The following is an 8,161-nucleotide window of genomic DNA, read 5'->3' as shown; positions in this document are numbered from 1 at the left end:
ACCGCGGCCGTGCCCACACCACCCGTCGCCGCATGCACCAACACCGACTCACCCGGCCGCACACCCGCCAGATCCACCAGCGCGTAGTACGCCGTCAGATAGACGGAGGGGACGGTCGAGGCCTCCGTGTAACTCCAGTGGTCGGGTATGTGCGTGAGAGCGCGGTGGTCGGCGACGGCTTCGTTGCCGAAGGAGCCGGAGAACAGGCCCATCACCCGGTCGCCGGGCCGCAGTCCCGTCACTCCGGGCCCGACCTCCAGGACCACACCCGCGCCCTCGGCACCCAGCGGCACATCGCCCGGATACATGCCCAGAGCGTTGAGCACGTCACGGAAGTTCACACCCGCCGCACGGATCCCGACCCGGACCTGCCCCCCGGGCAGCACACCCGCACCCGAAGCCGGGTCCGCATCCGCATCCGCATCCGGGTCTGTGTCCGCGGCGGTGGGGAGCAGGGCGAGGTTCTCCAGGGTGCCCTTGCCCGTACTCTGCAGCGACCAGCGCTCCACCCCGGCCGGAACCGCCAGCTCACCACCGGCCGCCCGCGCCAGACGCGGCACGAACAACCCACCCGACCGCACAGCCACCTGCGGCTCACCCAGCGATACGAGTACGGCAGCATCCGCCAGAGCGTCATCCGTGTCGACCAGCACGATCCGGCCCAGGTTCTCCGACTGCGCCGAACGCAGCAGACCCCACACCGGCCCCAGCGCCAGATCACCACCGAACGAACCGACCGCCACCGCACCACGCGTCACCACAACCAGCCGCGCATCACTGTCACGCTCAGCCGCCAACCACTCCTGCACCCGCCCCAACACATGCACGAGCCGGTCCCGCAGCGCCTCCGGGACGCCGGTCCCCGACTGCGCGTCCGCTACATCCAGGACCGTGACGTCCGCGTCGGGGTCCGTCTCAGGAGTACCGGCGGCAGGCACCCATTCCACGCGGTACAGGGACTCGGCCGATGCCAACTGCTCCGCGCTGACCGGCCGGAAGGCCAGCGACCGTACCGACGCCACCGGCGTTCCCGTACCGTCCGCCGCTTCGACCGAGACGGCACGGCCGTCCTCCGTCGTGAGCCGCACGCGCAGCGCCGACGCGCCCGTGGCGAACAGCTCCACGCCGTCCCACGAGAACGGAAGGCGCAGACCTGCCGCGCCATCCTCCGCGAACAGGCCGCCCGCGCCCACGGCGTGCAGGGCGGAGTCCAGAAGCGCCGGGTGCAGACCGAACCGGCCCGCCTGCTCCGCCGCCTCACCCGAGAGGGCGACCTCGGCGAACACCTCGCCGTCGCGCCGCCATACGGCACGCAGCCCCTGGAACGCCGGCCCGTAGCCGTAACCGGTGTCCTCGGAGCGGGCGTAGAAGTCACTCACATCGACGGATTCCGCGTCCTGCGGCGGCCACACGGCCGCCCAGTCGGCAGTGACCGGCGGGGCGGAGGCGGCCACCGCACCGACCGCGTGCCGCGTCCATGTCCCGGTGTCCTCCGGCTGTCCGTAGACGGAGAGCGGCCGCGCACCGCTCCCGACGCCGTCCTCGCCCTCGGCACCGACCACGACGCGTACGACGACGGCACCGTTTTCCGGGAGGACCAGTGGTTGCTCCAGTACGAGTTCCGAGAGCGTGCCCTGCCCCACCTGGTCACCGGCCCGCACCGCCAGTTCGACGAGAGCGGTGCCCGGCACGAGCACCCGGCCGTCGACGACGTGATCGGCCAGCCAGGGGTGGGTACGAACGGACAGACGGCCCGTCAGAACCGCGCCGCCTGGCTCGGGCAGAGTGAGTACGGCACCGAGCAGCGGGTGCTCGGCGCTTTCCAGGCCCATCGACGCGACGTCTCCGGAGAACGCGGCAGGGCGCGGCCAGAAGCGCTCGCGCTGGAAGGCGTAGGTGGGCAGGTCGGTGGTGCGCGCGCCGGTGCCGTCGAAGACGGCCTCCCAGTCGACGTCGCCGCCGGTCACCCACAGCTCGGCGAGGGAGGTGAGGATGCGGGCGTGGCTGCCCTCGTCGCGGCGGAGAGTGCCCAGGGTGGTGGCGTCTGTTCCGGTGGACTCGATGGTGCCCTGGAGGCCCAGGGCGAGGACGGGGTGGGGGCTGACTTCGATGAAGACGGTGTGGCCGTCGGCGAGGGCGGTGCGGGTGGCTTGTTCGAACTCGACGGTGGCACGGAGGTTGTCGTACCAGTACGTGCCGTCCATCACCGTCTCGGAATCGAGGAGACGACCGGTCAGGGACGAGTAGAGGGCGGTGGTTCCGGACTGCGGGGTGATCCCGGCCAGAAGCTCGGACAGCTCCTCGCGGATCTCCTCGACGTGTGCCGAGTGGGAGGCGTAGTCGACGTCGACCTTGCGGGCGCGGATGTCGGTGGTCTCGCAGTGCGCGACCAGCTCGTCCAGGGCGTCGACGTCGCCCGAGACGATGGTGGAGGACGGGCCGTTGACCGCCGCGACCGAGATACGGCCGTCCCAGGCCGTGATCAGCTCACGGACCGCATCGGCCGCCTGAGTAACCGACACCATCCCGCCACGGCCCGCAAGCGCGGTGATCGCCCGGGACCGCAGCGCCACCACCTTCGCCGCATCCTCCAGCGACAGCACACCCGCCACCACAGCAGCCGCAATCTCACCCTGCGAGTGACCAATGACAGCCGCCGGCTCGACACCGTAGGAACGCCACACCTCGGCCAGGGACACCATCACGGCCCACAGCACCGGCTGGACCACATCCACCCGGTCGAAACCCGGAGCACCATCGACGCCTCGTACGGCATCGAGAAGCGACCAGTCCGTGTGGGGGGCCAGTGCTGCCGCGCACTCGGCCATCCTGGCCGCGAACACCGGGGAGGTGTCGAGGAGTCCGACCGCCATCCCCGCCCACTGCGCACCCTGCCCCGGGAACACGAACACCGGCCTGCCGTGGTTTCCGGCCGTGCCGCGCGCGACTGCGGAGGCCGGAAGGGTGCCGTCGGCGAGCGCCCGCAGGTGTTCCGTGAGGCTGGTCGTGTCGTCACCGATGACGACGGCCCGGTGGTCGAAGGCGGTACGCGTGCGCAGCAGCGAGAGCCCGATGTCCTCCCGCGCCGCGGCAGGTTCCGCCCTCAGCACATGCGTACGCAGCCGGTCCGCCTGGTCCGCCAGGGCACGTTCCGACCGGGCGGAGATCAGCCACGGCACCGGGCGGCCGCTCAGTCCCCGACCGCCCTCCGTAGATGCGGACTCCTCCGCTTCCTCCTCCGGCGCCTCCTCGATCACGGCATGTGCGTTCGTGCCGCTCATACCGAAGGCCGAGACACCTGCGCGCCGCGGCCGGCCCGGCCGTTCCCACGGCCGCTCGGCGGTGAGGATCTCCACGGCGCCGGCCGTCCAGTCCACGTGCGTGGACGGCTTGTCCACGTGCAGGGTTCGGGGCAGGACGCCGTGGCGCATGGCCATGACCATCTTGATGACGCCCGCGACACCCGCAGCCGCCTGCGTATGACCGATGTTCGACTTCAGCGAGCCGAGCCACAGCGGCCGGCCGTCCTCCCGCCGCTCCTGGCCGTAGGTCGCGAGCAGTGCCTGCGCCTCGATCGGGTCGCCGAGCTTCGTGCCCGTACCGTGCGCCTCCACGGCGTCCACGTCGGCGGGGGTGAGGCCCGCGTCGGCGAGGGCGGCGCGGATGACGCGCTGCTGGGCGGGGCCGTTCGGGACGGTCAGGCCACTGCTGGCGCCGTCCTGATTGATCGCGGAGCCCCGGATGACGGCGAGGATCTTCCGGCCGTTGCGACGCGCGTCCGACAGCCGCTCGAGCAGGAGCATGCCGACGCCCTCACCCCAGCCGGTGCCGTCGGCCGCGTCCGCGAACGCCTTGCACCGGCCGTCGGAGGCCATCGCACCCTGCCGGCTGAACTCCTGGAAGGTGCCCGGCGTCGACATCAGCGCTACACCGCCGGCGGCGGCGAGGGAGCACTCCTGGTTGCGCAGCGCCTGGCAGGCCCAGTGCAGGGCGACGAGCGACGACGAGCACGCCGTGTCCACGGTCGCGGCAGGGCCCTCCAGGCCCAGCGAGTACGCGACGCGGCCGGATATGACGCTGGCCGAGCCGCCGACGACCGCGTGGCCCTCGACGTTCTCGGCGCTGTTCGGGAGCAGCATCGGGTAGTCCTGGCCGTTTGTGCCGACGAACACGCCGGTACGGCTGCCGCGCAGCGACTCGGGTTCGATGCCGGCCCGCTCGAACAGCTCCCAGGACGTCTCCAGGACGATCCGCTGCTGCGGGTCCATGGCGAGCGCCTCGCGCGGCGAGATCCCGAAGAACGCGGCGTCGAACCGGGGGGCGTCGTACAGGAATCCACCCTGGTCGCTGTGTGATCCTCCCCGATCATCCGGGTCCCACCCACGGTCTTCCGGGAACGCGCCCACGGCGTCCGTCCCCTCGGCCACCAGCCGCCACAGGGACTCGGGCGATTCGACACCGCCCGGGTAGCGGCAGCTCATGCCTACGATCGCGATCGGTTCCGGCACACCCGAATCTGCCTTGCGCAGACGCTGCTTCGCCTGGCGCAGCTCAGCGGTCATCCACTTCAGGTGATCAAGCAGCTTTTCTTCACTCGTCATGGAAACGTTCCGCCCTCTTGGGAGCCGTCGCTCTCTCGTCCGTCCGTTCATGGCGATCGGGCCTGTGTCCGGATCGAGCCCATGGACGACGGAAACAGCGGCCGACAGGCGGCGTCATCTAAAGCACCCATGATCGCCCTCGACAGGCGAAGTTATGCAGCGGATGTGCCGCCCACAACCCCTAACAGTCGAACCTCGGGCAACTCCGGATGCCTTCTGACCAGGGATTCATCAGGGAATCCGTAAGGATTCCAGCGGCGATCCAGCGGAATTCGAGCTCCTCTGGATTACCTGTGCAGCAACTGTCTTCCGACGGTCTTCCGTGCGGCAGGACGATCGTCGTGCCTGCTGGTCCGGCCGGCGTATGGACTTCCCCTGCGACATCACGAGGCCGCCTGATGCAAAGACTGCAACGTCCGCAACGTCAGCAACGTCCGCAGAAACTTCTGCCGAATTCCGTTCCTCAGCAGCCGGAGTGGCCCGACCCGGGGGCTCTGGACGAGGTCGTACGCCGCCTCGCGGCGAGCCTGCCGATCGTCATGCCGCGGGAGAGTGACCTCCTGCGGCGCCGCCTGGCCGCGGTCGCCGAAGGCCGCGCCCTGCTCCTCCAGGGCGGCGACTGCGCCGAGCCGCTGCACACGTCCCTGGACGACATCGAGCGCCGGCTCGACACCCTCGCCCGGATGGCGGCGATCCTGTCCGGCTCAGTCCTGCGGCCCGTGGTCGTGGTCGGCCGGATGGCGGGCCAGTTCGCCAAGCCCCGCTCCAGTCCGTACGAGACCCGCGACGGCGTCACCCTGCCCTCGTACCGGGGCGATTCGGTCAACGGCCCGGACTTCACCCCCGAGGCCCGCACCGCCGACCCCTACCGGATGCTGCGCGCCCACCAGGCAGCCGCTGCGACCATGAACACCGTCCGCACCCTTGTCGACGGCCGTTCCACCGCCGCCGCGGAGGTCCCGGAGGAGTTCTACGTCTCCCACGAGGCGCTGCTCCTCGACCACGAGACCCCGCTGACCCGGGTCGATGCCCTGACGGGCAGGACATACGCAGGAACCGGCCACCTTCTGTGGGCCGGTGAACGCACCCGGGATCCCGACGGCGCGCACATCGCCTTCCTGGCCGGGGTCGCCAATCCGGTCGCCGTGAAGGTCGGTCCCACGGCCGAGCCCGACGAGCTCCTGGCCATCGCCGACCGCCTGGACCCCGACCGGCAGCCCGGCCGGCTCACCTTCGTCGTCCGCATGGGAGCCGACGCCGTACGCGGACAACTCCCGTTGCTCGTCGAGAAGGTGACGGCCTCCGGGGCGTGCGTCGGCTGGGTCTGTGACCCGATGCACGGCAATACGTACACCTCCCCGTCCGGCCACAAGACCCGCGCCTTCGACGCGATCCTCGACGAGATCAGAGGCTTCTTCGAGGTCCACCACGCCCTCGGCACCCACCCCGGCGGTATCCACCTGGAGATGACCGGTCAGGACGTCACCGAGTGCGTGGGCGGTGCCGCCGGCCTCGGCCACGACGACCTGCCGTTCCGCTACGAGTCCGCCTGCGACCCCCGCCTCAACCGCGAACAGTCTCTTGAGCTCGCCCAGCACGTCGCCGGCATGGCGGCCGTCGCAGGCGTCGCCGCCGTCCGGCCGCCCGTTCCCGCTTTCTGGAACTGAACCCCTTTCATTCTCGCGCCGGTTAGGGGGCTCCCCTTCCTCTGAATTCAGGGGTTGAGGGTGCCTGAACGGCTGGACTAGCGTCCCGTCGAGATCTCTGTCGAGCGAGGTCTCCGTCGAGGGGAAATCCGAGGAGCATGCGCAGTGCGCATGCGCACACCACTCGAGGCGGACTCGAGTGCCGAACCGGTGCGCGTCGGTATTTTCCCTCTCCGGGAACTGCAGAGCCCCCGGAAACTCCTGAAGTCCGCAGCCTTCTGCGGAGGAACACGGGAATTCCCCGGGGCTCTGCGTGGACGCAATGCGCTGGCTGCTGCCCAGGGTGGGGATGAATGGCGAACGAAGAGACGCTCCGGGACTACCTGAAACTGGTCGCGGCGGACCTGCACCAGACACGCCAGCGCCTGCGGGAGGTGGAAGCCCGCGGCAGCGAGCCCATCGCCATCGTCTCGATGGGCTGCCGCTACCCGGGAGACGTACGCACGCCCGAGCAGCTGTGGCGACTCGTGGCCGACGGCACCGACGCGATGACCGGCTTCCCCCGGGACCGCGGCTGGCCGTCCGGCGCGCCGGACGGCGCCGCCGCCTTCCGTGAAGAAGGCGGCTTCGTCCACGACGCCACCGACTTCGACCCTGCCTTCTTCGGGATCTCGCCGCGCGAGGCCCTCGCCATGGACCCGCAGCAGCGGCTCCTCCTCGAGGTCGCCTGGGAAGCACTCGAAGCTGCCGGCATCACCCCCGACTCCCTCGCGGGCACCCGCACCGGAGTCTTCACCGGGACCACCGGCCAGGACTACTCCCACCTCCTCGCGCCCCCGCCGCCCGGCACCGAGGGCTACATTCTCACCGGCACGGCCGCCAGCGTCGTGTCCGGCCGCATCGCCTACACGCTCGGCCTCGAAGGCCCCGCCGTGTCCGTCGACACGGCCTGCTCCACCTCCCTCGTCAACATCCATCTCGCCGCGCAGGCGCTGCGCAACGGAGAGTGCTCCCTCGCCCTCGCCGGCGGCGCCACCGTCATGTCGACGCCCAGCGCCTTCGGTGGCTTCAGCGAACAGGGCGGCCTCGCCGCCGACGCCCGCTGCAAGGCGTTCTCGTCCGCCGCCGACGGCACCGCCTGGTCCGAGGGCGTCGGCATCCTGCTGTTGGAACGACTCTCCGACGCCCGCCGCAACGGCCACGACGTCCTTGCCGTCGTACGCGGCTCCGCCGTCAACCAGGACGGAGCTTCCAACGGCCTGACCGCGCCCAACGGCCCTTCCCAGCAGCGCGTCATCCTCGACGCCCTCGCCAACGCCCGCCTCACCGCCTCGGACATCGACGCCGTCGAGGCCCACGGCACCGGCACCAGGCTCGGCGACCCCATCGAGGCCGAGGCGCTGCTCGCGACGTACGGCCAGGAACGGCCCGAGGGCGGCAGCCCGCTGTGGCTCGGCTCCCTCAAGTCGAACATCGGACACACCCAGGGCGCCGCCGGAGTGGGTGGCGTCATCAAGATGGTCATGGCCATGCGCCACGGCGTCCTGCCGAAGACCCTGCACGCCGACGAGCCGACCCCGCACGTCGACTGGGCCTCCGGCGCCGTCGCACTCCTCCGCGAGGAGACCACGTGGCCGGAGACCGGCGCGCCGCGCCGTGCGGGTGTGTCCTCGTTCGGCATGAGCGGCACGAACGCGCACATCATCGTGGAACAGGCACCGGAGGAGGCGACGGAGGCCGAGAACGCGGCAGCCGAGCCCGACCAGGGCGACCAGCCGGACCAGGCCGACCAGTCCGACCAGCCGGACCAGTCCGACCAGTCCGAACAGGCCGACGCCCCGGCGCTGCGAACCTCCGCTGTCCCGTGGGTGCTGTCGGCGAAGAGCGAGCGTGCTCTGGCTGCGCAGGCGGAGC

Annotated in this window: 3 protein-coding genes; 2 read left to right on the top strand and 1 reads right to left on the bottom strand. The window is 70.9% G+C overall.

Going from position 1 to position 8,161, the window contains the following annotated elements; translation table 11 throughout:
- The coding region (locus ACLF6P_RS29600; protein WP_415954498.1) for an acyltransferase domain-containing protein at window positions 1-4,652 on the bottom strand (4,652 nt) is incomplete at its 3' end.
- Between the two features lie 347 nt (window positions 4,653-4,999).
- On the opposite strand from ACLF6P_RS29600, the gene ACLF6P_RS29595 reads away from it, so the two are divergent.
- Window positions 5,000-6,268, top strand: coding sequence for a 3-deoxy-7-phosphoheptulonate synthase (locus ACLF6P_RS29595; RefSeq protein WP_415954497.1), 1,269 nt, complete (start codon window positions 5,000-5,002; stop codon window positions 6,266-6,268).
- A 332-nt stretch (window positions 6,269-6,600) separates the two neighbouring features.
- Window positions 6,601-8,161 (top strand): type I polyketide synthase (locus tag ACLF6P_RS29590; RefSeq protein ID WP_415954496.1); only part of this gene is annotated, 1,561 nt, incomplete at its 3' end.

Origin of the sequence: Streptomyces lothianensis (assembly GCF_047779955.1) — a bacterium.
Taxonomy (GTDB): domain Bacteria; phylum Actinomycetota; class Actinomycetes; order Streptomycetales; family Streptomycetaceae; genus Streptomyces.
The sequence above is the reverse complement of the archived record's forward strand: the minus strand, read 5'-3'. Positions and strand labels throughout refer to the sequence as shown.

What these genes read in the sequence shown, in the direction of transcription:
- ACLF6P_RS29595 (WP_415954497.1), top strand. Translation starts at nt 5,000, where the DNA reads ATGCAAAGACTGCAACGTCCGCAACGTCAGCAACGTCCGCAGAAACTT.